Origin of the sequence: Enterococcus avium ATCC 14025, from assembly GCF_000406965.1 — a bacterium.
GTDB lineage: Bacteria > Bacillota > Bacilli > Lactobacillales > Enterococcaceae > Enterococcus_A > Enterococcus_A avium.
The window spans coordinates 1-24,173 of sequence record NZ_KE136365.1 but is presented as its reverse complement, the minus strand read 5'-3'; the positions used below and the strand labels follow the sequence as shown (position 1 = coordinate 24,173).

Annotated in this window: 27 protein-coding genes; all 27 read left to right on the top strand. The window is 38.1% G+C overall.

What is annotated here, in order from left to right:
- The 27 genes from OMU_RS15620 to OMU_RS15490 all read left to right on the top strand — a co-directional run bounded on the left by OMU_RS15620 (window position 1) and on the right by OMU_RS15490 (window position 24,109).
- Complete coding sequence (locus OMU_RS15620) at window positions 1-954, top strand: hypothetical protein (protein ID WP_016180828.1); 954 nt, start codon at window positions 1-3, stop codon at window positions 952-954.
- 11 nt (window positions 955-965) lie between these two features.
- Window positions 966-1,325, top strand: a complete 360-nt coding sequence (locus OMU_RS15615) for a phage head-tail connector protein (RefSeq protein WP_016180827.1) — start codon at window positions 966-968, stop codon at window positions 1,323-1,325.
- Window positions 1,322-1,633 (top strand): hypothetical protein, encoded by a 312-nt coding sequence (locus tag OMU_RS15610; protein ID WP_016180826.1) that lies wholly within the window; start codon window positions 1,322-1,324, stop codon window positions 1,631-1,633. Before OMU_RS15615 ends, OMU_RS15610 begins: the two co-directional genes overlap by 4 nt.
- Window positions 1,634-1,637: 4 nt before the next feature.
- Window positions 1,638-2,018: a hypothetical protein gene (locus OMU_RS15605; RefSeq protein WP_016180825.1), complete on the top strand. Its 381-nt coding sequence runs from the start codon at window positions 1,638-1,640 to the stop codon at window positions 2,016-2,018.
- A 4-nt stretch (window positions 2,019-2,022) separates the two neighbouring features.
- The gene (locus OMU_RS15600; RefSeq protein WP_016180824.1) at window positions 2,023-2,436 is read left to right on the top strand and encodes a DUF5072 family protein; all 414 of its coding nucleotides are present in this window, start codon (window positions 2,023-2,025) and stop codon (window positions 2,434-2,436) included.
- A gap of 12 nt (window positions 2,437-2,448) precedes the next feature.
- The gene (locus OMU_RS15595) at window positions 2,449-3,186 is read left to right on the top strand and encodes a phage major tail protein, TP901-1 family (protein WP_016180823.1); all 738 of its coding nucleotides are present in this window, start codon (window positions 2,449-2,451) and stop codon (window positions 3,184-3,186) included.
- A 13-nt stretch (window positions 3,187-3,199) separates the two neighbouring features.
- Complete coding sequence (locus OMU_RS15590) at window positions 3,200-3,553, top strand: hypothetical protein (protein WP_016180822.1); 354 nt, start codon at window positions 3,200-3,202, stop codon at window positions 3,551-3,553.
- A gap of 92 nt (window positions 3,554-3,645) precedes the next feature.
- The gene (locus OMU_RS15585; protein ID WP_016180821.1) at window positions 3,646-3,990 is read left to right on the top strand and encodes a hypothetical protein; all 345 of its coding nucleotides are present in this window, start codon (window positions 3,646-3,648) and stop codon (window positions 3,988-3,990) included.
- Entirely contained in the window at window positions 3,991-7,113 is a 3,123-nt protein-coding gene (locus OMU_RS15580) for a phage tail tape measure protein (RefSeq protein ID WP_016180820.1), read from the top strand. It abuts the gene before it with no gap.
- A gap of 20 nt (window positions 7,114-7,133) precedes the next feature.
- The gene (locus tag OMU_RS15575; protein ID WP_034876631.1) at window positions 7,134-8,048 is read left to right on the top strand and encodes a distal tail protein Dit; all 915 of its coding nucleotides are present in this window, start codon (window positions 7,134-7,136) and stop codon (window positions 8,046-8,048) included.
- A gap of 11 nt (window positions 8,049-8,059) precedes the next feature.
- On the top strand, window positions 8,060-10,120 hold the full coding sequence (locus tag OMU_RS15570) for a phage tail spike protein (protein ID WP_016180818.1): 2,061 nt from the start codon (window positions 8,060-8,062) through the stop codon (window positions 10,118-10,120).
- Window positions 10,121-10,333, top strand: a complete 213-nt coding sequence (locus OMU_RS15565) for a hypothetical protein (RefSeq protein ID WP_016180817.1) — start codon at window positions 10,121-10,123, stop codon at window positions 10,331-10,333. It begins immediately after the preceding gene.
- On the top strand, window positions 10,323-10,490 hold the full coding sequence (locus OMU_RS15560; protein ID WP_034876578.1) for a hypothetical protein: 168 nt from the start codon (window positions 10,323-10,325) through the stop codon (window positions 10,488-10,490). The genes OMU_RS15565 and OMU_RS15560 overlap by 11 nt, the downstream gene beginning before the upstream one ends.
- Before the next feature lie 13 nt (window positions 10,491-10,503).
- Window positions 10,504-12,447: a hypothetical protein gene (locus OMU_RS15555; RefSeq protein WP_016180816.1), complete on the top strand. Its 1,944-nt coding sequence runs from the start codon at window positions 10,504-10,506 to the stop codon at window positions 12,445-12,447.
- Window positions 12,431-13,162, top strand: a complete 732-nt coding sequence (locus OMU_RS15550; protein ID WP_233421628.1) for a glycerophosphodiester phosphodiesterase — start codon at window positions 12,431-12,433, stop codon at window positions 13,160-13,162. The genes OMU_RS15555 and OMU_RS15550 overlap by 17 nt, the downstream gene beginning before the upstream one ends.
- A 51-nt stretch (window positions 13,163-13,213) precedes the next feature.
- On the top strand, window positions 13,214-13,603 hold the full coding sequence (locus OMU_RS15545) for a phage holin family protein (protein WP_016180814.1): 390 nt from the start codon (window positions 13,214-13,216) through the stop codon (window positions 13,601-13,603).
- Window positions 13,604-14,755: a GH25 family lysozyme gene (locus OMU_RS15540; RefSeq protein ID WP_016180813.1), complete on the top strand. Its 1,152-nt coding sequence runs from the start codon at window positions 13,604-13,606 to the stop codon at window positions 14,753-14,755. It abuts the gene before it with no gap.
- A 197-nt stretch (window positions 14,756-14,952) separates the two neighbouring features.
- Window positions 14,953-15,936, top strand: a complete 984-nt coding sequence (locus tag OMU_RS15535) for an acyltransferase family protein (RefSeq protein ID WP_233421629.1) — start codon at window positions 14,953-14,955, stop codon at window positions 15,934-15,936.
- Window positions 15,937-16,343: 407 nt separating this feature from the next.
- On the top strand, window positions 16,344-16,712 hold the full coding sequence (locus OMU_RS15530; RefSeq protein ID WP_233421630.1) for a hypothetical protein: 369 nt from the start codon (window positions 16,344-16,346) through the stop codon (window positions 16,710-16,712).
- A gap of 2 nt (window positions 16,713-16,714) precedes the next feature.
- Window positions 16,715-17,125, top strand: a complete 411-nt coding sequence (locus OMU_RS15525) for a DUF961 family protein (protein ID WP_016180810.1) — start codon at window positions 16,715-16,717, stop codon at window positions 17,123-17,125.
- A 114-nt stretch (window positions 17,126-17,239) separates the two neighbouring features.
- Window positions 17,240-18,373, top strand: coding sequence for a hypothetical protein (locus OMU_RS15520; protein ID WP_016180809.1), 1,134 nt, complete (start codon window positions 17,240-17,242; stop codon window positions 18,371-18,373).
- The gene (locus OMU_RS15515; RefSeq protein WP_016180808.1) at window positions 18,348-19,304 is read left to right on the top strand and encodes a hypothetical protein; all 957 of its coding nucleotides are present in this window, start codon (window positions 18,348-18,350) and stop codon (window positions 19,302-19,304) included. Before OMU_RS15520 ends, OMU_RS15515 begins: the two co-directional genes overlap by 26 nt.
- Before the next feature lie 282 nt (window positions 19,305-19,586).
- A complete protein-coding gene (locus OMU_RS15510) occupies window positions 19,587-21,083 on the top strand; it encodes a hypothetical protein (protein WP_016180807.1) in 1,497 nt (498 codons plus the stop codon).
- Between the two features lie 27 nt (window positions 21,084-21,110).
- Complete coding sequence (locus OMU_RS15505) at window positions 21,111-21,422, top strand: hypothetical protein (RefSeq protein WP_010740720.1); 312 nt, start codon at window positions 21,111-21,113, stop codon at window positions 21,420-21,422.
- 396 nt (window positions 21,423-21,818) lie between these two features.
- Entirely contained in the window at window positions 21,819-23,069 is a 1,251-nt protein-coding gene (locus tag OMU_RS15500) for a replication initiation factor domain-containing protein (RefSeq protein ID WP_010740719.1), read from the top strand.
- Complete coding sequence (locus tag OMU_RS15495; protein WP_016180806.1) at window positions 23,059-23,607, top strand: hypothetical protein; 549 nt, start codon at window positions 23,059-23,061, stop codon at window positions 23,605-23,607. The genes OMU_RS15500 and OMU_RS15495 overlap by 11 nt, the downstream gene beginning before the upstream one ends.
- A gap of 16 nt (window positions 23,608-23,623) precedes the next feature.
- Window positions 23,624-24,109 (top strand): antirestriction protein ArdA, encoded by a 486-nt coding sequence (locus OMU_RS15490; RefSeq protein WP_010740717.1) that lies wholly within the window; start codon window positions 23,624-23,626, stop codon window positions 24,107-24,109.
- Window positions 24,110-24,173 lie beyond the last annotated feature (64 nt).

The following is a 24,173-nucleotide window of genomic DNA, read 5'->3' as shown; positions in this document are numbered from 1 at the left end:
ATGAAAAACATGTCCAAAACAAATAAAGAACGTTTAATGGAAATGAACCTGCAGACTTTCGCTGCGGAAGATGGTTTAACAGTGGCTAATGATCTTGGAGAAGTTCGCTCCATTGATTTTGTAAATCTATTTGGATATTCAATTGAGGAATTGCTGCAAGTTTTAGGTGTTACACGGCGCATGACTTTGACTGGTGATGAGAAGATTCAAACATACAGATATGAAACTACAATGGCAGCTGACAATGCGGTTGGTGAAGGCGAGTTAATTCCACTTTCTAAAGTTAAGAAAGTAAAAGGTCCTGCTTACCAAGTTCCGTTGCACAAATATCGTAAAGCAGTTTCTGCAGAATCTATTCGCCGTGTTGGTAGTGATGCTGCAATAAACGAAACTGACGAAAAAATCTTGGAAGAAATCCAAGAAGCTATCAAAGGTCAATTCTTTACTTACCTTGCTTCTAATCCAACAAAACAAGATGTTGAAGGATTCCAAGCTGCACTATCAATGGGATGGGCTAAGACAAAGGAGTTCTTTAAAGGGAACGTGTCAATTATTTCAATGGTTAACGCGACCGATGTTGCAAAATATTTAGGTCAAGCACCCATTCAATCAGGACCATCGACAGCATATGGTTTTACCTTGCTAACTGGATTCTTGAGTCAAACTGTTTTAGTATTCGACAATATCCCACAGGGTAAAATTTACACTACTGCAGTAAATAATATTGTTTTGGCAAACGCAGATGTTTCAAGTTCTGATTTTGCAGCAGAGTTTGAATTAACCACTGATCAAACTGGTTTGATCGGAGTTACTCATGACACTGTTAAGAACAATTTAACAAAAGAAACGATCGCTGTTGAAGGTGTTCAGCTGTTTGCTGAAATTCAAAACGGCGTTATCGAAACTACGATTACAGAACCAGTAACAGGTGGAACTGGTGGCGGAGAAGGCTAGGAGTGATCAATGTGGGAAGCGAAACTAAGGAACCGAAAGAAACGATTGTTGAACGAGTAGGAATTCGTGAACCAAAATTGAAAGAACAGCTTGAGCTAGTATCTGAGTATACAGAAACAGCAATAGATAGAATTAAATTGTATGCAGGCCTTGCGGAATTTCCCGAGGCCTTTAATTCTATCGCTGTTGATGTGGTTCTAGCTATGTATCGACGTAAATATCATGAAGGCATAACCAGCGAAGGCGTGGATGTTATGAGTGTCACTTTCGTGAATGGACTGCTTAGCGAGTATGACAGGGAGTTTTCCAATTACAAAAAGACATTAGATCAAGAAGACGACAGCCAAAATGGAAAGCTGGTGTTCATGTGAATCTTTACCCGATCGAATTATTTGAAAATAAAAAAATCGGACAGGATAAACTTCATAATCCAATCTATGAGCTAAGTTCTTTTTTTGTAGGTGAGGGTCGTAAATCCATCTGGACGGCAACTGAAATTTCACTAGACAATCGTATCGTTTCCAAACAGCTCCAAAAGGCAGTAACTACACTGTGTCGTAGTAGATTGGAACAAGCCGTATGTCTTGAGTTGAATGGTGATCAATATTCAATCGAGGAAATCAAAGGTGAAGACGATGATCGTTGGAGAATCGTTTATTTAAAATCATACGGGAAGTGATTAAATGGCTTCTGAATTTATGATTCGCTTTTACGGTATTGAAGCATTGGAAGCTGAGATGATCAGGAAGGGCAATGCTGATTTTGTAGGAGTTCAAAGAAAACAGTTAAGAGATATCTACACTCGTGGCCAAGATCAGTATTATCAAAATGGAGCTGTTCCGGCATCCGGTGGAACACCTTATGATCAAGGGGAATTGCGAATTTCCATGTCTTATACTGGAGATGAAACAGGATACAGTAAAGACTATGGACCACATGTTGAGTTTGGTCATATGACACGAGGTGGTGGCAGTTTTGTACCAGGACAATACTTCTTGAAGAAAAACGTTGATACCCAAAAAGAAACGTACAAAGCTGACATGATTAACGAATTAAGGAAGTGATAGCGTGATTCAACAATTATCATTCGTCGACGTTCTAGCGGGAGTCATTGATCTTTTGGAAAAGAATATCGATGATATACCGGTCTTTGATCATTTCGAAAAGAATCAAAATCGGCCATTTATACACGCTGAGATTGTCGGACTAGATCCTGTTCCATCGAAAACGATGTGGAAGGATAAATTTCAAATTTATATTCATGGATGGGCTGATGGAAAACAATCCTCTCAGCCCATTTTTGATGTGGTCGACAAAATAAGATCTGCAATGACAGAGGAGGTTCAACTACCAGAAGGCTATGATCTTTTGTTACAAAAGCCAGAAGGAGCTCAACGAATCCTCGATGACGAAGACAAAACAAAACATGTAGTAATGGGTTATTCATTGACCATTACATATGGATTCAAATATAAAATTTAGGAGGGCGTAAATATGCCAGAAGTAACAGGATTCGAAAATCAATTGTATTGTGATTTCTCACAATCAGCAACAAAAGCAGTAGCTGGTAAGAACATCTTACTAGCTATTTTTAATATGACTGGTGATAAGTTACTGGCAATTGCCGGACAACAAGGACTGACTATTAACCGTTCAAAAGACTCGATCGAGATTACATCTAAAGATACTAAAGGTGGATGGAAATCTAAAATTGGCGGTATGAAAGAATGGTCGATTGATAATGATGGATTGTATGTTCGAGATGACGAGTCTCATAAAGTCTTAGGTCAATACTTTGATGGCGATGATCCGGTCTGCATTAAAGTTTTAGACATGCAATCAAAAACAGGGATGTTCGGTGGTCTAGCGATCGTAACGGACTATTCTTTAGAAGCTCCATATGATGACGCAATGACATATTCAATTAAATTAGATGGTATGGGAGCTTTAGTTGATTTGTCGGATTCAGAAGCTAATCAAATGCCGGAAGGAACAGCATCGATCAAACTAAATAAGACTACTGCTTCAATCGTTGTTGATGCTAATGAGTCATTAATCGCGACGGTACAACCGTCAACCGATACTGTTTCATGGAAGACATCTGATGTAACGGTAGCCACTGTTGACAATACAGGTAGGGTGACAGGTAAAAAAGTGGGAAATGCGATTATAACTGCTACCTCGACCTCAAAAGAAGTGGCAACTTGTTTAGTAACTATCACAGCATCTTAGGAGGAAATCATAAATGAATGAAGAAACAGCCAGTTTATTAGAAGAACAAGAATTAGAAGAGGGGCAATTTGAAGTTGATGGCGTAATTTATGAATTACGTTACAACACTCAAAAAATTAAAACGATTGAGTTAGTCACTAAAAAAAGTATCAGTGCAGAAGTTGTTCAGAATAACGGTGTTTTGTCGTTACAAATGATGGAAGCATTATTCTCTTTCGGATTAGTTCAATCAAAAGACTTGAAAGCTGTTAAGCAAAAGAAAGCAGCAGAAATGTTCGAACCCTTTATTCAAGAAAATGGAGCTTTGACTGTAAACAATTTTATCATTGAGAAACTGCAAAAAGATGCAGGTTTTTTATTCCGCTAGACCTCATTAGTTACGAATATTGGGGTAATGGCGGTGATCCAACTCCTGAAGAAAAAAGAAAAATTGAATTAGCCAAGCCTTTCTCAGATGAAATGGACTTGGCTTTTTTTGTTGTCAATTTTGGTTATTCGAAATCTGAATATCAAGAACTGACTGAAGCCGAAAAGCTATTTATTCGGAAAGAGCACGAAAAGAAATCGATTAATGATACTACATACATTCGTGATGCAGTATTTAACGCTGTGACGAACGCACTTCGTAAAAAAGGTTCACGGTTTCAAGAACTCTTTAAGAAACGGCCAGCGAGAGCTGACAAAGAATTTAACCAAGAAGCCATGTCTATTGTTCTTGAAGTTGAAGAACGGGATGGTAAGTCTTGGGTTGACAAAATATATCAAGCTAATGGGATCAAAACTCCCAAAAGTGGAGGTGGTTAGGTGGCAGATTATACATTAAGTGCTCGTGTAACAGGGGATGCTTCTAGTTTTAACAAAATGATTGATGGAGCGAAATCCAAACTAGATACTCTTTCCAGTAAGGTTTCTAGTGCTGGATCATCAATTTCAGGCTTTGGTGCCAAAACGGCGGCATTAGGAGCTGGTATGACTGCCGCAATCACCATGCCATTTGCTAAGGCAGTTAAATCTACTGCAGACTTTGAACAATCAATGAATAAAGCTGCTTTAATTGCTGACGGATCACGTGAGAATCTCGATAAAATGAAACAATCTGCTTTGCAGTTAGCGGCTGATTTTCCTGTAAATGCTCAGGAAGTTGCTGACGCAATGCAAGAAATGGCCGCAAAAGGTTATGACAGTAATCAGATTATAGACATGATGCCCGGTGTTTTGTCAGCTGCAGCGGCTTCGGGAGAAGACTTGGCTGTTGTATCTGATACGGTTTCATCAGCCTTGAATGGTTTCGGTTTGGAAGCAAAAGACGCCAGCAAGGTCGCTGATCTATTAACAGGGACTGCCAATGCTTCTGCAGCTGGTGTTGCTGATATGGGTAACGTGTTTAAATATGCAGCGCCCGCAGCACACAATCTAGGTATTAGCATGGAAGACCTTGCGACGGTATCAGGGATTATGATGAACAAAGGTCTTGAAGCTTCTCAAGTAGGTACAACAATGCGGATGGGTCTACAGCGTTTAGTAAAACCTACAAAAGCTTCGGCTGAAGCGATGGAAGGCCTCGGCTTTTCTGCCGTAGATGGAGCAGGCAAATTTAAAGACTTACGAACAATTATTGGCGAGTTAGGCCAGTCTATGGAATCTTACACCCCTGCTCAAAAAACGGCTGCATTAGCTACGATCTTCGGTACTGAGGCGGCATCAGGTATGGCAATGCTTCTAGCTGAAGGTGTTGACGGCTACGACAAAATGAACGCATCAATCGAAAAGAATAGCGATGCGTCAAAAACAGCTGCTGAAATGCAAAAAACATTATCCGCTGCTGCCGAAACAATGATGGGATCAATCGATGCTTTAGTGATGTCGATCATGGGAACTCAGACGCCAGCCTTGTCAGAGCTTGCCAAAAAGGTTGGAGATGTTGCCGACAAATTTAATCAGATGCCTGACAGCATGAAATCAACAATAGCTCAAGGGGCCGCTCTTTTAGCGGTACTAGGCCCGGTATTAGTTATTGTTGGAACTATGATTATGGGTCTTGGTGGACTTGTCTCAGCATTTGGTTTTTTAATCAGCCCAATTGGATTAGTAATAGGTGCTGTTGTCGCTTTAGGAGCTGCCTTTGTCGCAGCAATGATCAAGAACGAGGCATTTAGAGAGAAAGTCCTGCAGGTTTTTCAAAGCGTTAAAGCGACTGTATCTAGTTTTATTTCGGAAGTCGTTCCAAAGCTTCAGTCATTCGCCAGCCTTGTTGGAGATAAACTAGGAGCTGTTTTTGAGAAAGCTAAGCCAATGCTTCAATCGGGGTTCGAATCGATCAAAGGTATTTTTAATTATTTAGGAGATTTACTCGGACCTGTAATCAGTAAAATTCAACCGCAAGTCGGAGTATTTATAGCCTTATTTGCTGGAATAGCAACAAAGCTAAGTGGACCATTACTGACAGTTGGAAAAGTGCTTGTCTCAGCATTCACTGGTGTAATGCCGGTTCTAACTTCTGTAGTAGGTACTGCATCAGGAATCGTTGGTAAGTTGGTTGGTGTTTTTGCAAGACTGTCAACAGGCGCTTTGCCAGTATCCGGAATTCTTAGAGGGGTAGCAACGGCTGTAGGCGGATTATTTTCGCCTGTTGGGATTGTGGTCGCCGTATTAACCGGATTGGTTGCTACATTTGTTCAACTGATGGCGACAAGCAGTTCTTTCAGAGAAACTGTAACTAAAACAATTCAATCGGTGGCAGACGCTTTTGTTCCAGCAATCACGGCAATTAAAACGGCAATCACTCAAATAGTTAGTACGGTCGTGCCGGTAATTACTAATTTGATTTCACAACTATTACCGGTATTTCAACAAATAATACAAGTCGTTATGCAGCTGGTTGCTGCAATAGCCCCATTGATAGCTTCTCTGGCAACTCAATTAGCACCAGTGATAGTAAATATAGTGGCGGCTTTAACGAACATCATTACTTCTGTTGCACCAGTGATTGTGTCTATCATCCAAGCAATTATCACGGCTGTTCAGGCAATGCTTCCAATCATTACCAGCATTATCGGAGTAGTCGTTAACGTTGTGACAGTGGTAATTTCGACAATAGGAACAATCGTTTCGTTCATTGGAAATGCAATTGCTACGATCATGGGGATCGTAGGACCGATCGTTTCATTTATTGCCGGAATTATGGGATCTGTAATGGCGGCAATATCACCAATCGTTTCATTTGTTGCTGGAGTATTTAGTTCGGTAATTTCCTTGATCACAGCTGCTTGGAATACTGTTATGAATGTAACTTCGAGCATATTCAATGCTATCGGTGGAGTCGTTGGAGGGATCGGAGGAGTTGTCTCAGAGGCCTTCAATAATGTGGCAGCGGTTGTCGGTGAAGTTATGAATGGTGTTGGCCAAACGGTCACCAATATTTTCGACGGTATCCAGAATGCTTGGAGCGGGTTAACCTCGTTTGTCAGCGGAGTATTTGATGGCGTTGCTTCAGCAGTTAGCGAGTTAGTCTCTTCCGTAAAAGGATTTGTGAACGATGTAATTGGCGGTATTAACGGCGCCATAGATGTGATCAACAAAATACCAGGAGTTTCCATCGGATCAATTCCTTATCTGCAATCTGGTTCAACATCCTTCCAAGGCGGTTTCGCTCTAATGAATGAAGGTGGCCGAGGAGAAATGGTTGTTCTTCCATCAGGATCACAAGTAATTCCTCATGACGCTTCGATGAAATATGCGAAAGAGGCTGCCAAACGGAATGCAAATACAAATGATTACGATGGTAATGAATCAGTAATATATGATTACCGTGGAATGAATGATGGTGCTATGTTTGTTGTCAGAGAAGAAGCTGATATAGATAAAATCGCACTAGCTTTACAAAAACGTCAAGAGAGAGCTGACGGGCGGAGGGGGATACGGAAGTGACAGAAAATATTTCTCCATTAATGGAACTTCAATTAACCTCGCCTTTAGAAGGAATGCCTACTGAAGCAATGAACATCGGTGGGAAATTTTTAGAAGACATTGTTCCCGGTTATCGGACGTTAAATGTTCAAGGACGGGAGCTTTTTGAAACAAATAACGAATACTCTCAATTAGGAATTCGCGATGGCGAACGACACATTTATAATAGAATTCCTGCTAGAGAGATCATCGTTCAGTATTATTTAAAAGCCGAAGATGATGCTTCGTTTAGAGATAGGTTTAATAAGCTAAATGTTGCATTATTTACGGAAAAAGAAGTGCCAATTTGGTTCAATGATGAACCAGAAATGCTTTTTGAAGGAACAAAAGCCACAATTGATAAAGTTGAACCAGGAGTGAACTGGTGTATAAGTAGTTTCACAATAAAATGTGGAGATCCTTATAAATACACCAAATCAGATGCCACTAGTGTCATGTGGGGTTCCGAGATCATTACATTCCAAGCAAACTATCTTTTAGGCAATACTGGTTCTGGTGCAGTAAATATGGCAGTGCGTTTCGAAGGTGGGGCTTACTGGGGTTCGGATATTATTACTTGGCAGCACCAAGGATACTTAATGGGCGATACAGGGAAAGAGGCCCAGCCATTTGAGATATATCCAACAGTTGAGGGGCTTAAAGTGAAACCTTCAATCACGATTGAGGGGATGGGACGTGATGTTCAGATTCGAACTCGAAGTGACACGATCAATTTAGGCGACTTCGATAATGCAACAATTGAGATCGATACTCAAACTTTCAATATTACTAAAAACGATAAGCCAATGATACGGCCAATGAATGACTTTTATATCTATCCTTCAGAACCACTTTATGTTTCAGGAAGAGATGGCGATTTTAGATTAACAATTAAATATTCGAATAGGTATTTGTAGGAGGCGATGCCATGCTAATGACAATGAATCTAAGCAGAGAATATACGGCTATCCTCGAAAATGCTTATGATGTCAGTTATGAAAAAATAGAAAATGAAATAGGATCGATTGAATTTTCTATGCCACTTTACGATACTAAAAATTCTATGATTGAAGCTTTACAATATGTTGAATTGACCGATAACGAGAATGAATACATCGGTTTGTATCGTATTATGCCTTCTTTGGTGAAAAAGGATAAAAGCAATTACTCAATAAAATATACAGCGACGCATGTTTTAGGGACGCTATTAGACAGCGTTCTTTTCGGTTATTTTGAAATTACAAATAAGAAAACAGCCGATGTGATTAATTTTGTGTTGAATCAGCAGAAAACAAAACATTGGATTCTGAAACGATGTGATTTTACTAGATATTTTTCTTACGCATGGGAAAACGAAAATGGATTAGCGGATGCCTTATTTTCAATTCCTAAGGCTTTTGATGAAGATTATTTGTGGGAATGGAACACAAAGGTTTATCCATTTGAACTATCACTTGTTAAACCTCCAACTGAACCAGTTTGCCGAATTCAAGAGGGTTATAACATGGAAGGGTTTGAAATAGATATTGATCCGAACAATCTTGTTAATCGTGTGTATCCTCTCGGTGCTGGAGAAGGCGTAAACCAAATTAACATAAAGTCTGTAAATAATAATGTTCCATATGTTGAAGACAAAGAATCGATAAAGAAATATGGACTTGTTGAGTATGTTTGGACGGATCTTCGATTCACGCAGCCGCAGTCACTAAAAGATAATGCTACTAATATGCTTAAAAAATGGTCGATTCCAAAAGTAACTTGGAAAGTCGCTGCTGCAGATTTGATTAAATTGACGGACACACCTTTAGAGATTGATAAATTGCGGCAAGGAACGGTTGTGATGATCAACACGAACGAGTACGGATCGCTCAACCTGCGGATAAAAAAAGAAGCAAAATCCGACGTTTTTGGTGCGCCACAATCACTGGATTTAGAGATTGGAAATGTCAAGGATGACATAAATACAACTATGTCTGATCTTGGTCGTAAACAGCAAATAAATGAAACTTATTCGCAGGGTGCAACAAATATTCTGAATTACTCATATCAAGATAATTGCGAATCGGCTTATCCAGCCGAAATTGAATTCTATTTGGATGATGACGTATTTCATGTGAATACTGTTGAACTTACATTTAAAACAAAACGTTATCGCGGGTACACAAAAGCTGTAAAAGGCGGAGGAGCGAAAACAATTACGAGTGAGGCCGGCGGCCAGTCAACGCAGACCAGTAGTGCAGGTGGAGCGAGTCGTCAAACGAGTAGTGCTGGTGGGGCTTCTGTTCGTTCAACATCTGCTGGCGGGGCCACTACTCAATCGTCAAGTGCAGGTGGTGGTTCTACACAAACAAGTTCAGCCGGAGGAGGATCAACGCAGACCAGTTCAGCCGGAGGAAACCATGATCATGTGATGTTCAATGTTCGACCAGGACCAACACCTCCAGCTACAAAGTCTATGTATGTTGCAGGTGGCAGCGGTGTTCTATACGCCGAAGGAGCAGGCGGTACATTTAGGACGGCTAGTTCTTCAGGGAATCACGCGCACAGTATCAATGTACCTGCACATACTCATAATACAAGTGTGCCTGCACACACACATAGCATTTCGATTCCTTCGCATACACATAGTGTAAATATACCGAGCCATACACATACTGTACAAATTCCAAACCATACACATACGGTTAAGATTCCCGCTCATAAGCATAATGTAGTGCTACCTGAACATACACATCCTCTTGAATGGGGGATTTTTCAATCATCTGAATCTCCGTCGAGCGTCGATATCATAGTTGATGGAACAACATTGCCAAGGCATGAAACTAATCAAGATCGATTAAATATTGTTAACTATCTGAAGAAAACATCAAGCGGAAAGATTCAACGTGGAAATCATACGATCAAGATTAAGCCAAATAAACTTGCACGTATCGAGGCGCAAGTGACTTGTCGCGTATTTATTCAATCACAACTAGGAGGACAATTTTAAATGTATGTAATGCAACTAATTTTAGAAAATGGGGTTCTACTAAAAATTACCGGATCACAAGAGGATCTTGTACCGTTACAAGAGAGAATTGTAAAAGAACCAAGCTCAACAAAATTTGTCAAATTGACTGATAGCTTGACTGTGAAACCTAGAACGATTTGTGCTGTTGAAATATTTGATGTAACGGAAGGGGAAGAAGATATTGCTAATTAATGTTAAAAAAATTGACGGCGGGGAATTCACCGCTGAAACGGATAAAACTATAGAAGAATTATTCAAAGAACTATCCGACAACATGGAGGGTTCTTTTATTTTGCTTGGAGACCGAATTGAGCAAAAAATGACGATCGAATCTATTTCTAAAGCATAGAGGGGGGATTAACTTGGCAGTAGAGCATATTCAAGAAACCGATACGCTAAATGCAGGGCGTGTAAAAATAAATCAGGCAATTGACTTGTCTAATGATTCTTCAAAAAAGGTTGATCAGTTCAGTATTGATCTCGACCAAGGAATTAATGATGCTAAAAAGATTGCTACGGATGCTGGTGCAGAAGCAAAGACAATTGCCGAAACAGCTGGAACGGAAGCAAAGCAAGCGGCTTCTGCTGCCGCAACAGAAGCGAAAACAATAGCAACAACCGCAGGGAATGAAGCAAAAACTATCGCGGAGAATGCTGGTAAAGAAGCAAATAAAAAAGCCGATCAAGCTGTCGCTGATTCAAAAACAGCGGTTGATAACTCAAATCAAGCGATCGGACGTGCAAATCAGAATAAACAGGAATTTGATGCATTGCGAAACGAATTTGATGACTTAGTGGCAGAATCGGGCGATAGTAATCCAGAGATTGTACAGGCGAGAACAGATACACAAGGCATAAAACAAAACACACTGCAAAATCGTTTGAGTGCCGATTTCAGTTCGCGACTTACGAATGCAGATGCAATCAAATTGTTTAGCGGTCCAGTAGATGTTCCAAAGATGATGGACCTTGCCGGAAAGGTTGCAGGAAACACTTCAGCAAATCCACATTCTGTTTATACGGATTACACAGCAACGAGCTTGAAAAAAACAAGCGCAACTTGGACCGAAATTAGCCAAGAAAATTATAATAAGTTGGTAGGACGTGATGATCAAGGAGTTTCTGTTGGTTCCAGTCAGGGAAGTGTAATTCCGCAACAATTGAATAAGTTTGATACCGTTAAAGCCATTGAACAATTGGCTCCTCGAATTTTTGAGGGAATGACTGTAGAAGAAAAAATTCAATATATCAAAGATAATTTTATTTCTTTTTCCGTTACCACAAGAGCAAAAGCTTCTTCACCAAACAATAAAAATTTGAAAGTCGGTATTTTCTTAGAGTCAACGGATTCATATACAACAAAAATTCAAGGTGACGCTACAGAATTCACCGATTTCACTGTTGAAATCAATGATAGCAATTTTATTGATTCAAAAGGCTTTGTAAATGTACTTGCATATTGCGATAGCTCAAATGGTGTTACTGCTTCGAATATCAATGTTGACTATATCGGGGTGCAATTAAAAGTAACATTGAACCCATTAACTGTCTTAAACAAGTCAGGATTTTCTAACGAGGCTGACTTGGAACAAAAAGCAAACAAGACAGACTTGGACAATCATATTGCAGATAAAAACAATCCGCATGAGGTTGATGCAGATCAGTTGGGCGTCTATACAAAAGAGGAAGCCGATGAAATTTTTGCAACAGAAACTGTTGTAGACCAAACCTATGCTAAAAAAACAGAAGTAGAATCTACCTATGCAAAATTAACTGATTTAACTAAATCTAAAGTTGGGTTAGGTAATGTTCCTAACTACAGCGCAGCTGACGAAACAGAATCCATTGATCCTAGTGTTGATAATAAATTGATGACACCAAAGGCTGTAGCTTTGTATGTCGATAACGTAAATAAAGTGGCTGAGTACAAAATCACCGATAAATCACAGGTTCCAGATGCGAATGCAGCTACTTGGATAGATGCGTTAGAGGCTGTATTTAAAAGACGCGGCGATCGAGTAGACTTCTTTTGTCGAATTAACTTTAATAAATCAACCGGGGTTTATACACCAGGTTATTTTAAAATTCCTCAAGGGTTTAGATTGAGCACGGAATTTGATGATTTCATTTGGAATGTGCCTCTTGCGATGGCAAAATATGTTAATGCTGATGAATACAGAGGGGTTGCTTTTGCTGAAAGACGTGCTTCGAATTTCATTAGAATCGGGAATAAGGTTACTGGAAATCATTGGGTTAGTGGGTCTTGGTATACAGACGATCCGTTTCCCAGTGTGGCTGGAAGTTGATAAATTTCGGCTTTCAGCTCACCGAGGAGCGACCGTTTTCGCACCAGAGAACTCTATTGAAGCTCTACAAGAAACGGTTGCTCGTGGTTATGGTGCAGTTGAAATTGATATACAAATGAGTGCTGATGGTCAAATTTTCTTGATGCATGACCCAACAATTGACCGAACGACAAACGGAACAGGTATCGCTAAAAATATGACAATGGCACAACTAAAGACGTTCAAGTTAAAAACGGATAACTATCCGGGGCTAGCAAGCAAAACGTTAAAAATCCCTACATTTGCAGAAGCGTTGGAAGTTTTGGCCGGGCAAAAAATTGTTATCAATGTTGATGGTTCAAAATGGGATTGGACAGACGACGTATTTATCACAAAAGTTATAACATTACTCAAAGAATACAAGCTTTATGATTGGTGTTTCTTTGTTTTGACAAACAAAACTCAGAGAGATCATCTTACTAGCAGGTATCCAGATGCATGTGTAACTTGGATGACTGATAATACAACGCAGGCTGAAAAGGCTCTTGATGAAATATCAGCATATAAAAAAGCATTTGTATCCATGCCTTTGAGCATTGCATCAAATGACTTCATAGCAAAATGCAGGAGAAAAACAAATTTCATCCACGTATACAATGTTGAATCTCAAACAGATATGAGTCGACTAAAATCAAACGGGGTTAGTTTGATTGAGACTAATTCTTTATTACCTTAGCACACTTTCGAGTGGGCTTTTTATTATTGAAAGGAAGGCGGAACAATGGACATGTTCGATTATTTTAGACACTTTTTGGAGACCGAGGATCAGAAAATTCTCTTTATTTTGGCGATGATTTGCGCGGCGATGGTGATTGATTTCTTAACAGGAACGATCGCGGCTAAGGTTAATCCCGATATAGAGTTTAAATCCAAGGTTGGGATTAATGGAATTTTGAGGAAGATCATAAGCGTAATACTATTGATGTTTTTCATTCCTTTGTCAGTGATTATCCCGGGAGCAACAGGCACAGCTCTGATTTACACACTTTATGTGGGATATCTGTTGATGGAATTGAAATCTATCTTAGAAAATTACCAAAAGTTAGGTGGCACTACGGATCTGTTTCAGCGGTTTTTGGATAGTTTCAAATCGGATGGAACGAATAAGGAGGACTAGATGAAAAAGAAAATTACTTTGTTGAGCCTAGTTGCGGCTCTTTTTTTATTGCCAATTTTCCCAATGAATGTGGATGCGGCTAAAGGAGATCAAGGGGTCGATTGGGCAGTTTATCAAGGAGCACAAGGCCAATTTGGCTACTCTCATGATAAATTCAGTATTAGCCAGATTGGCGGATACAACGCTGGTGGACTCTACAATCAGTGGACGTATGAGAGCCAAGTGAATTCAGCTTTAGCTCAAGGAAAACGAGCGCATACTTACATCTGGTTCGATACTTGGGGAAACATGAGTATTGCGAAAACTACGATGGATTATTTTTTGCCAAAGGTGAAGACACCACGTGGATCAATTGTTGCTCTTGATTTCGAACATGGAGCATTGGCGACTATTCCTGACGGTTATGGTAGATATACTAGTTCTTCATCCGAGAAAGCAGCAAATACCGAAACGATCCTGTATGGTATGCGGAGAATAAAAGAAGCAGGCTACACTCCGATGTATTACAGCTATAAACCATTTACACTGAAGCATGTTGATTACCAAAGGATTATCAAGGAGTTTCCAGATAGTCTATGGATGGCTGCGTATCCGAATTACAACGTTACTCCATATCCAGTGTGGTCCGTATTTCCTAGTATGGATGGTGTTGGCATCTATCAATTCACATCCACATATGTTGGTGGTGGGTTAGATGGGAACATTGATTTAACGGGTATCACTGATAACGGATATACGACATTGCCTGATCCTAATCCTAGCGAAACAACGGATATCTACCGTGCTGGACAAAACTATTCAGTCATGGAAGTCAAAAACGATAAGGGCCACGTGGATGGTTTTGGTGCGATGGCAGGCAAGATTAAGGCAGAAGGATGGAGTACTCGTACTCACAAATATCAGTATGCTTTCATCCTTGATCGGACAACAGGCAAAGAACTTAAGCGTATCAAACTAAAAGATCTACCGCGCGCGGATGCAGCGAAGGTTTACAACCGCAGTGATACTGCAGGGTTCCAAATTGAATTCAATCAAAAAGACGTTGCAGGCCATTCGATCATTATCATGATCCGAAGCACCAATGACCCGAAAGGTGACACTAAAGGTGGATTTAACGATCTAACCGAAACGCGCTGGTACTTAGACGTGTAAACTATCCCCTCTACAGCCTTAGTTGGCTGTAGAGTTTTTTTTAAATTTGATTGTTATTAAATAAGTTTGACTATGCTATCCGTGATACTCCATTTTAAATAAAAACTATATTGAATTAATTACTGCTTTACTATATCTTTATTAAATAAACGAGTATTTTTTTTAATTCTATGATGAGAGTGAATAGGGGCGAAGTATTGAAATCAAGAGATCATCAAATTGATAACATAAAAGGTTTTTTAATTATTTTAGTAGTATTCGGGCACATGTTACTAGCTAGTACAAAAGAAAATAATTGGGTACTAACTTTAATTTATTCATTCCATATGCCAGCCTTTATTTTTATAAATGGTTTGTTCTCAAAAAATGTAAACTTAAGGAAAGTATTTAGGTTTGGAATTTTATATATAGTTATACAATTGATTTATATTTTAGTAGTGAGATTAACATCGTATCCGTGGATTCCTAGAGCTCATATTATAGCCACTCCAATTTTTCACGTTTGGTATCTTTTAAGTTTAACTTATTGGTATCTGTTTTCATTTTTTGTTAAAAAGTATAGACTTAAACCGATCCTTGTAATAATTGTATCCATTATTTTTGCTTTACTTATCAGATGCAAAAATTTCAATGTTGATGGGAATTATCTTGCTTATGCGAGGACTATTGTATTCGCTCCATATTTTATTTTAGGACACTTTTTAACAATGAAAGATATTGAGAAAGCCAGAGTGAAGTTGAAAAAAATGAAACTGTTATTGTTGTTTTTGATATTTGTACTTTTGGGTGTCAACTTTCAATATTTTGGACATAATGCAAATGAATGGATGAAAATGTTTTTCGGGTATATTAATTTTCAACAGTTTTCTGATGGTAAGTATATTTTCTTATTGAAAGAATTATTTCAGTACATTATTGGCATCGTAGCAATAACCGGAATGTTAGGATTAATTCCGAATAGAAAAAGTTTCTTAAACTATTTAGGGCAACATACTTTATATATTTTTATTTGTCATCCAATAATATATTTTGTAGTTTACAATCATATTAATAGAAATAGTATAAATATGATTGAGTCATGTTTACTCTCAATAGCTTTAACTATCCTAGCCATTATTTTTTCGTTGATAATTGAACAGATAGCAGTTAGAGTAAGATTTCAATTGAGAAGAAATGGCTAGAAGTGGCTTGTCACAAAATTGGCACATGATAAAAGAAAAACCGCTTGATATCAAGTCTCTAGCGGTTTTTTAGATATCACAGGAGGGATTCGAACCCCCGACCGTCCGCTTAGAAGTAGAGGCGCCCCTTCTCACTATTATCCCATAGAATGCTATAGAATAGCTTCATTTCGGGATTTAAAACAAAAATTTGAATCTGACATTTAATAGTTTGTGGTAGCAAATAAACTAAAAAGACAAAAAAGTGTTAGCAAGCTGTTAGCAGACCTACTAGCTTGAAAGAAAAATTTGAATACGTATAGATTAGACACATTCAATATTTGAGTGTGTCTTTCTGTTATTCTACAGTTCAATTTTTTTGTCGAAAGAAAACATAAGATTCTTCATATACATTGAAAAACAAACTCTTGGAAAGAAGGAAAGAAATTGAAACTAACGAAGCTAAAAGTAAAAAAGAATGGGTCGGAAGAGTCTTTATTCTAGGAACACAATTCAAAGAAGCACCAAAAGAAGTGAACGGTGTTCTTGGTAGTTACGTGAAATTCTATGGGGATTCTGAAAAACATGGAGCTTTACCAATTGTGGTTGATAAAAGTGCTGCGGTGTTGCCGGAAGGGGAAATTGAGATTGCTTTTGAGGAAGCCTACTTGGTTCCTGATAAAGTTCGAATTTCAAGTCGGGAAACGAATGATGATGGACGTATGATCAACTCAGTAAATGGCTATTTAGATTTCTCGCTTTATTTATCTAATGCGACAGTTAAGGAAGGTGCGTAACTATGGTTTTAAAATTTAAAGACAATAACAACATTACAGACGCTTTAGACGTTTCTAGTTTAGGCGCAATTCGCTTTAGTTCGTTGGAAGACCCAGCGCTAGGTTTTGACGAAGAAACAAGACAAAGTACAGGTGAGATTACGAAAAAGAGGGCGGAATTAGTATTTGGTGATAAAAAGAAAATTTCAAGTCGTGTTACGTTCCCGCCAACTGCTGAAATCGAGACATTTAAATGGCGTGAAGCGGTTGAATTAGTAAATCCAGAGTTCCATTTGACTTACATTGCGGCACAAGACGGGAATCGAGAATATTATGAGCTTGATATCTATGCTGATGGGCTGAAGAAAGCACTTGGTCAAAAAGAATCAGTAAACACCATTCAATCAGATGTAAATGATAAAAAGAAGAAATAGGTAAAAAATGAAATAATGATATTTCAATTTTCGTAGAGAGGTAAACAAATTTTTTCCCTCTTATATTATACTCTTTGATACATGGTATAATATCATCAAAATGAGGTGAAGTGTATGATAAAGACTAGGAGAGACCTGTATCAAAACTTTTCTAATATATTGTCTGGCAACTTTGACGTTACTTCTTCAAAGTATTTAAAAAATAGGAATGCAATTAAATCATACATAATTGAAACTCACGATTATGATTTGAAAAATCGAAATGATAGAGTTGAAGATTTTAGTGATAGATTGCGAGCAATGGATTCCAATTACAAAATTTCTGAGTTAGAAGATGAATCAATTATTCGTATTAACAATGAAACGATCGAAATGTTTGCAGATATTTCAGATGAACGATTCATGATAGTGCATTCGGCTGAAAAAACTGCATTAACTGATCCAGTCATAAATAAAATCTCTAACCTTGATAATTTTGACAGCATTTGGATACCAGGAATGCTTTTTTCAGAATTTTTACATTTTGGAGATTTTTTTGGGATTAATTTGAAATTCCAAAATATTCTTAATAAGGATATAGAAGACTTTAGTGATTCAAATAGTGATTTGGATCTTTCTACTAAAAATGAAACTGCTAAGGAAGTTTATAAAATACTATCGGATTCTAATGTGAAAAATATGTTAGGAATAACCAAACTAGCACTAAAAACTGTAGAAGATCAGAATGAAACTGAAGATCAAGAGGAAAGAGATTACATAGTAGATGACATCTATTATAATGGCAAAATCACAGCTAAAGGGAATCAATTCAGCTATCATATTGATTCAGTTTTTAATATTCTAAATCTTTACAAAACAACTCTAAATGATTTTGAAAAAATGAGCATAACTTTGGTAGAAGGCCTATTAGAAGGATCTGCTTTCAAAATAAGCTTTAGTAGGTCAATAAATATAAAGAATTTTGTGAATGTAGTTTTTAACGGTAGTAAACCATTTAGACTGTTGGGAACTAATATGGATTTAGGTGACTCACATCAAAGAGTTTATGCAGTGGATATGCATAACGGAAATATGGGTAACAGTATTACTTTTGATATTACGAACGAGTTTGTTATCTTTCATTTAAATAGTGAATCTTGTGGAAACACTGTGCTGAGATTACTTGCTAACATTAATCACTATATAGATGCTTTAGCAACTTTAGAAGTGGGGGATCGAATGTATGACAAAAGACTTTTTGGAAATTGATTTGGTCAATATAATTGCTAGTATGGCTTTAGATATTCCAAATTACCCTCGAATCTTTTATGAAGCTGGTTATCGAATTGAGTATCTAGAAAAAGAATTCTATCTTAACAATAATGGAAAGAAAGAAGAGATCAAATTTGATATTGTTCTCAACAATGTCGGAAACAATGATTCCTTACATTTAGAATGTAAGGGGGGAAACATCAATGAAAAACAGTTAGAAAAGTATTCGGGAATAGAATCAAAAGATGTTGTTCTAATTGGAGGGGTTACTTCAAATAATCCTGAGGAGCATCAACATCAAGTAGGATATGTTTTCAATTCAAGTAAAGAAAAATTGATAGTTGATGAATTGGAAAAATACAAGGTTCTAGCATTATCTTGTGAAAAAGATCCAATATCGATTTCAAAAGGAAATTCTGGTTTGACAGATTTTAATAATGAAGCTCTCTCAAATTTTTTTGAATCTCCAATTAACTATCCTAGCTATGTTTATGAAGTTTTTAGAATTGGGGCTACCACTCCTGATAAGCAAATAATACTACTGATAAATACTTGTTTGACCAGTTTTTCGTTACGAAAAAATAATGAGTTTACTTTAGATGAAGTTTGTGCAGAGGTATTTTCAATTGAACCAACATTCTTTTTTGATCATGTTGGCAAACAAGAGCAAAAGTCTGTAAAAAAAAGAGTGAATAAACTCCTGAATGAAATGTCATTGTATGAACTCAATGAGTACTTTGATTGGGATTATTCAAATAAGAAGGGTAATCTAACTAAGATTAAATTTCCAAGTAATCCTATACATTTTAAAAATATGAGAGATTTGGCTACAGAAATGGCAGACAGAGTTAATTTAGGAAAACCTGTTCCAAAAGAGTATTTGAAGGGTAGAGCAGAAGGACAACTTTCTCTTTTTGAAGAGGAGTAAAATTAATAGATTTAGATTTCTTAGAATATAAATTGGATAGGGTGAGAAGACAAGTTTAATTTCAGCTTGTCTTTTTTATTTTCAAAATTTTTGAGTAAGGGAACAATTTTATCTCGGATATTACTATCTAAGATGGGGATCGTGAGTAATATGAACTAAATAATTATGCTCACGGATTTAAGAAGGAATCGGATAAGAAAGCAGCAGATGCAATTCAAATTGGTGTAAATGACCAAAAGAAGAAATAGGTAAATTAAATTTGAGAGAGAAGGTGTTCACTTAATGAGTTTATTTTCCTACAAAGGAAAGAGGCTTCAACTGTACTACCAATACTTAAATGTATGGTACGCCTTTCTCCTCTCGATTCCATCATTTGCTATGATTGCATGGTACTGTTGGTCAAAGCAGAGAGAAATCATATCTTTGGTAAATGGGGATCAGAGGTATTTCCAAAAGAGCGTGATTACAGGAATACTTTGTTTAGTACTACTGATCTCAAATATTTGCGTTTCCATGTCAGTCATTAAAAATTCCAAATTAAAAGATAGTTATTTTAGCAGGCTCCAAAGATGCCAATGGTTGTTGAAATACCTTATTGAAAACAATTTGGTAGATATTAAAAAGGTGAAAACTGAAACTGGTTCGAAAGAACTGATCCAATTACCAAAGGTATACTATAAAAAAATGAATTCATTGGATTGTTTCACCTTCGAGCTTGGTGGGAAAAATCATAAGGAATTTCTGATGATGGGATCGGTATTGGAGGAACTATTTCTTGGTGATTTAGTTGAGATTGATCGGAAACCGATGTTAGTCACCTACAAGTTATTGCTGGATACCATTGAGCGCCGCTTGTCTATTCGAGAGGTCAAAGCAGAAAATGGCTCAATTGAAATCATGAAGGGTGTCTTTTGGGAATATGACAAGCTGCCGAACCTACTTATTAGCGGCGGGATCGGTGGTGGGAAGACCTTTTTCATTTATACGCTAATCAAGGTGTTTATGGAAATCGGCACGGTGAAAATTGCTGATCCAAAGAAATCAGATTTAGGTGTTCTAGCGGATTTACCAGCTTTTAAAGGACACGTAGTGATGGAAAAAGAAGAAATATTTCGCTTGCTAGAAGACAGCTTTGAAATGATGATCAAGCGCTACAAGTACATGCGAGAACACAAAAATTATACTATGGGAAAAAACTATGCTTTCTATGACATGCCGCCTTACGTTGTGATCATTGATGAATGGGCCGCATTTTTTAGTACCTTGGACTACAAAGAAACGGATAGGGTTTTAAAAGTATTAATGCCGTTAATTCTTCAAGGTCGTCAAGCTGGTGTGTATATGATCATTGCCTTGCAGCGTCCAGATGCTCAAAGTTTGCCGAATGGTATTCGAGACAATCTACTCGCAAAAGTGTCATTGGGAAGATTATCTGAGCTGGGCTATAAAATGAGCTTTGGCGACGAAAATAAAAATAAAAGTTTTGTTAATAAATCAGGAGTTGGTCGGGGCTATTTAGATATTGGGAAAGGGATTCCCCAAGAATTGTATAGTCCCTTTGTTCCGAATGATTTTGATTTTCTAACGGAGTTTGCCAAATTTGATCACATGATCGAACTGGGTTTTGAACCAGCACGAATAACTGTAGAAGACCAAAAATTGATGGATGACATGTATAGTGCTGATGATGAAAGGCAACTCAGAAAAATGGTTTCAGAAGAATATCAGAGAAAGCGGCAAGAGAAGTTGAATAAAGCTGGTGATATTACCATCGAGTAATCTATTAAGCGAGTGAGGTGATGACATGTGAGTGAAAAATATTATCGAGTACGAACGGCCGCAAAGTTGATTGATTCGGAATTCTCTTCAAGGACACTGTATTCGTGGATCGCTAAAATTGAAAAACGGACCACCTATCTTTTCTTGCGAAAGGATATTTTGAGGAATGGGATTCCTGTAAGTCAAATTTTACTGACAGAAGAAGATATTTTATTGTTGAAAAAGCTTCATCGGTTGAGAAATGGAGAGAGGAAAGAGTTAACGGCTGCGATTTTCGCCACCTTTTTGTCACCGGAAGATCTTGCGGAACGATTGATGATTGAAGAAAACATTTTATAAAAAATGATCCACTGTAGATACTGGAGGGGAAACTATGCCCGCATAGCCATGCACTCAGTAGAGCGTGGCGTTTGCACTGGCAGCGGCGCCAGCCGCGTATGGCAAGGGCAAACGCACACGCCAAGTGTGTGCGTGGATGGTTTAGGGCAGGCGCTTGCGCCTGCCCTAAACCGTTACCCCCCAGTATCTAATAGGGGGGGGAGAAATAAAATAACGAAACAAAAAAAGCTCAACAAAGATGGCTATATAAGGCTTCATCGAAGATGAACGTTTGTGTCCTTTTCAACGATTTTGAAGGGACACAAAAATTAAGAGTCAATAATCCCAAAGGTTTGATGGCTCTTTTTGAAGAGTCGAAAAAAATCAATTTCGTTATTTAATTGAGGTGTAGAAAAATTGGAGCCTAAAGAACTGCGAAACTATCGATACAGATTTGGGTTATCCAATGCGAAGACTGGAAAACAAAAGCCAGTTTCTCAACGAAAATTTGCACAAATACTGGACATCTCTTTGTCCTATTACAAAAAAATGGAACAAGGCAAGCGCCCGATTCCAGAAGAGGTGAAACAAAAGCTCGAAGAGTATTTTCGTGTCTACATGAAACATGGGGTAGAAATGAGAGTCATGATCGATTATTTGCGCTTGTCCTTTTTTGATGCAACACCTAAAGATATTATCCAACGAGTGTTAGGCATGGATGAGTTAGAGTTTGAAACCCGTTCAACAGGACTCTACATGTTTGACCAGGTATCTGTACGAGGAAATATCTGGGTGTTTTGGCATACAAAAGAAACAACGAAAAATGTATTGATTCAATTCTCAGGACAAGGTTGCCGTGAGTATGAACTGGTGTTGAAGGAACGAAAAACAGACTGGCAGGAATACCTATTACACCTTTGGCAAAAACAAGGAATGCTAGAAAGTTGCTATAGCCGTGTTCAATGCAGCCGGATCGATATTGCCATTGATGAAATGTGGATGCGAGATGATGACGAATACTTTGATTTGTTTTCTATTCTGGAAAAGGAACACAAAGGACTGATCGAAGATAGCTTCAAATTATTTGAAAACTATGGGGGATATTATACAGAATCAGGGGTAGCTAGAAACAAGGGGCTATCCCTTTATTTTGGATCAAGAAAATCCCCGATGTTCTTCAACTTCTATGAAAAACGCTATGAGATTGCCAATCGTGAGCGTATTTCAGTGGAAGATGCCTTACTAAAATACGGTATCTACAATCGCTACGAATTGCGTAGCGCTGCTGAAAAAGCAACTGAGATTATTGATCGCTTTATTACCGGAACGAGCTTAGGGGAGATCGGCGCTGGATTGATCAATGACAAATTGACGGTTTATGACTTGCTTGATTCTGAATCAAGAATTGTGAATGAGCGGTGGGCCAAAATGTTTCGGACAGTCAGAGAGTTGAACTTTTCCATGAAAGCAGAAAAGTTTTCGATCGAACGAGCGGAACGATGGTTTGAAACCCAAGTAGCGCCCACACTAAAGCTACTAAAAATTGTCGATGAACTTTCTGGTAGAGATTTTGTGAACGCAACGATTGAAAATGTGGAGTTGAGTGAGGATAAAGAAAACTATCTTACTTGGTTTCAATCATCAGGAGGTGATTTAGTTGGAGGATAACAAGGACTATCTTTTTTCAGGAATTAGTCACTGTCAGGAAAAAATCGAAGCGATTAATCAACGAGTTCGAGCATTGAGTGTCTTCAATAATTCGATGGATTTGATTGAACGAATTCTTGAACGTGGTGAATTTCAGGGTGATCCGGCATGGCAAGAAATTGCACGATTGCTGGAGGTGAGAAAAAGTTACGAACTCAAATTGGAGGAGTTAAGTTGGCAGGTGAAACCAAGTGATTTAAGTCAGATTGAATTTTATTCTTTCAGTGTCCCGAAAAGTGCTTTGATCGCTGTGAAGATTGGTGTAAAGCCACTGATCGTTTATTCGAACTGCGTGATCGAAGTGTATAACAAAAAAATTGAATACAGTTCTCTATCAGTTGATGAAGTGCGGCAATTATTAAGCCGGTCTATTTGTGAAGATACTAATCATGGTATGACGGAAGAGAGCATTCAAGAAGAATTACTTGATCTCGGTCGATATGTCAATGAATCATTTTATCAAGGATCAGTCTTACTGATAGAAAGTGTATTTGTTTAGATAAGGAGTGCATTCGATGGAAGCACAAATATATATAGCTAATTTGTCTAAATATGTCAGTGGAACTATTCAAGGCGGCTGGTTTGACCTACCAGTAGACTACTCTGATATAGCACCGAAACTAGGTTTAAATGAATCCGAAGAAGAAACCATCATTTTGGATTCGGATGCGCCATTTACTGTGACTCAATACGATAGTTTGGATCGCTTAAATGAATTATATGAACAGTATTCGGAATTACCCAGCGAGGTACGAGATCATGCAAAAGAATTAATTGGAGATTTGTTTTCGTCAGAAGAAGATTTACTGGAGAATGCTGAGGATGTCATGTTTCTACCGGATGTTGATACGGATGAAAAGCTGGGAAGTTATTGGGTTGATCAAGGCTTGATCACTGTACCCAAGGAATTAGAAAACTACATTGATGAAGAAGCTCTTGGGCGAGATATTCGATTGGAAGGACAAGTTGTCTATGTTTCGGATGGCTGTTTCATGAAGTAGCTCTTCTTTGGTTAGAAAGGTGTTTCTCATACGATGGAGTTGATCAAATATGCAGGTTCCTTTC

Excerpts from the sequence above, each read along its gene's own strand:
- OMU_RS15510 (WP_016180807.1), top strand. The coding sequence starts at position 19,587 with ATGAGTTTATTTTCCTACAAAGGAAAGAGGCTTCAACTGTACTACCAA.
- OMU_RS15545 (WP_016180814.1), top strand. The coding sequence starts at position 13,214 with ATGTTCGATTATTTTAGACACTTTTTGGAGACCGAGGATCAGAAAATT.
- OMU_RS15490 (WP_010740717.1), top strand. The coding sequence starts at position 23,624 with ATGGAAGCACAAATATATATAGCTAATTTGTCTAAATATGTCAGTGGA.
- OMU_RS15565 (WP_016180817.1), top strand. The coding sequence starts at position 10,121 with ATGTATGTAATGCAACTAATTTTAGAAAATGGGGTTCTACTAAAAATT.
- OMU_RS15585 (WP_016180821.1), top strand. The coding sequence starts at position 3,646 with ATGGACTTGGCTTTTTTTGTTGTCAATTTTGGTTATTCGAAATCTGAA.
- OMU_RS15605 (WP_016180825.1), top strand. The coding sequence starts at position 1,638 with ATGGCTTCTGAATTTATGATTCGCTTTTACGGTATTGAAGCATTGGAA.
- OMU_RS15570 (WP_016180818.1), top strand. The coding sequence starts at position 8,060 with ATGCTAATGACAATGAATCTAAGCAGAGAATATACGGCTATCCTCGAA.
- OMU_RS15575 (WP_034876631.1), top strand. The coding sequence starts at position 7,134 with ATGGAACTTCAATTAACCTCGCCTTTAGAAGGAATGCCTACTGAAGCA.
- OMU_RS15620 (WP_016180828.1), top strand. The coding sequence starts at position 1 with ATGAAAAACATGTCCAAAACAAATAAAGAACGTTTAATGGAAATGAAC.
- OMU_RS15515 (WP_016180808.1), top strand. The coding sequence starts at position 18,348 with ATGACAAAAGACTTTTTGGAAATTGATTTGGTCAATATAATTGCTAGT.
- OMU_RS15590 (WP_016180822.1), top strand. The coding sequence starts at position 3,200 with ATGAATGAAGAAACAGCCAGTTTATTAGAAGAACAAGAATTAGAAGAG.
- OMU_RS15540 (WP_016180813.1), top strand. The coding sequence starts at position 13,604 with ATGAAAAAGAAAATTACTTTGTTGAGCCTAGTTGCGGCTCTTTTTTTA.
- OMU_RS15520 (WP_016180809.1), top strand. The coding sequence starts at position 17,240 with ATGATAAAGACTAGGAGAGACCTGTATCAAAACTTTTCTAATATATTG.
- OMU_RS15595 (WP_016180823.1), top strand. The coding sequence starts at position 2,449 with ATGCCAGAAGTAACAGGATTCGAAAATCAATTGTATTGTGATTTCTCA.
- OMU_RS15525 (WP_016180810.1), top strand. The coding sequence starts at position 16,715 with ATGGTTTTAAAATTTAAAGACAATAACAACATTACAGACGCTTTAGAC.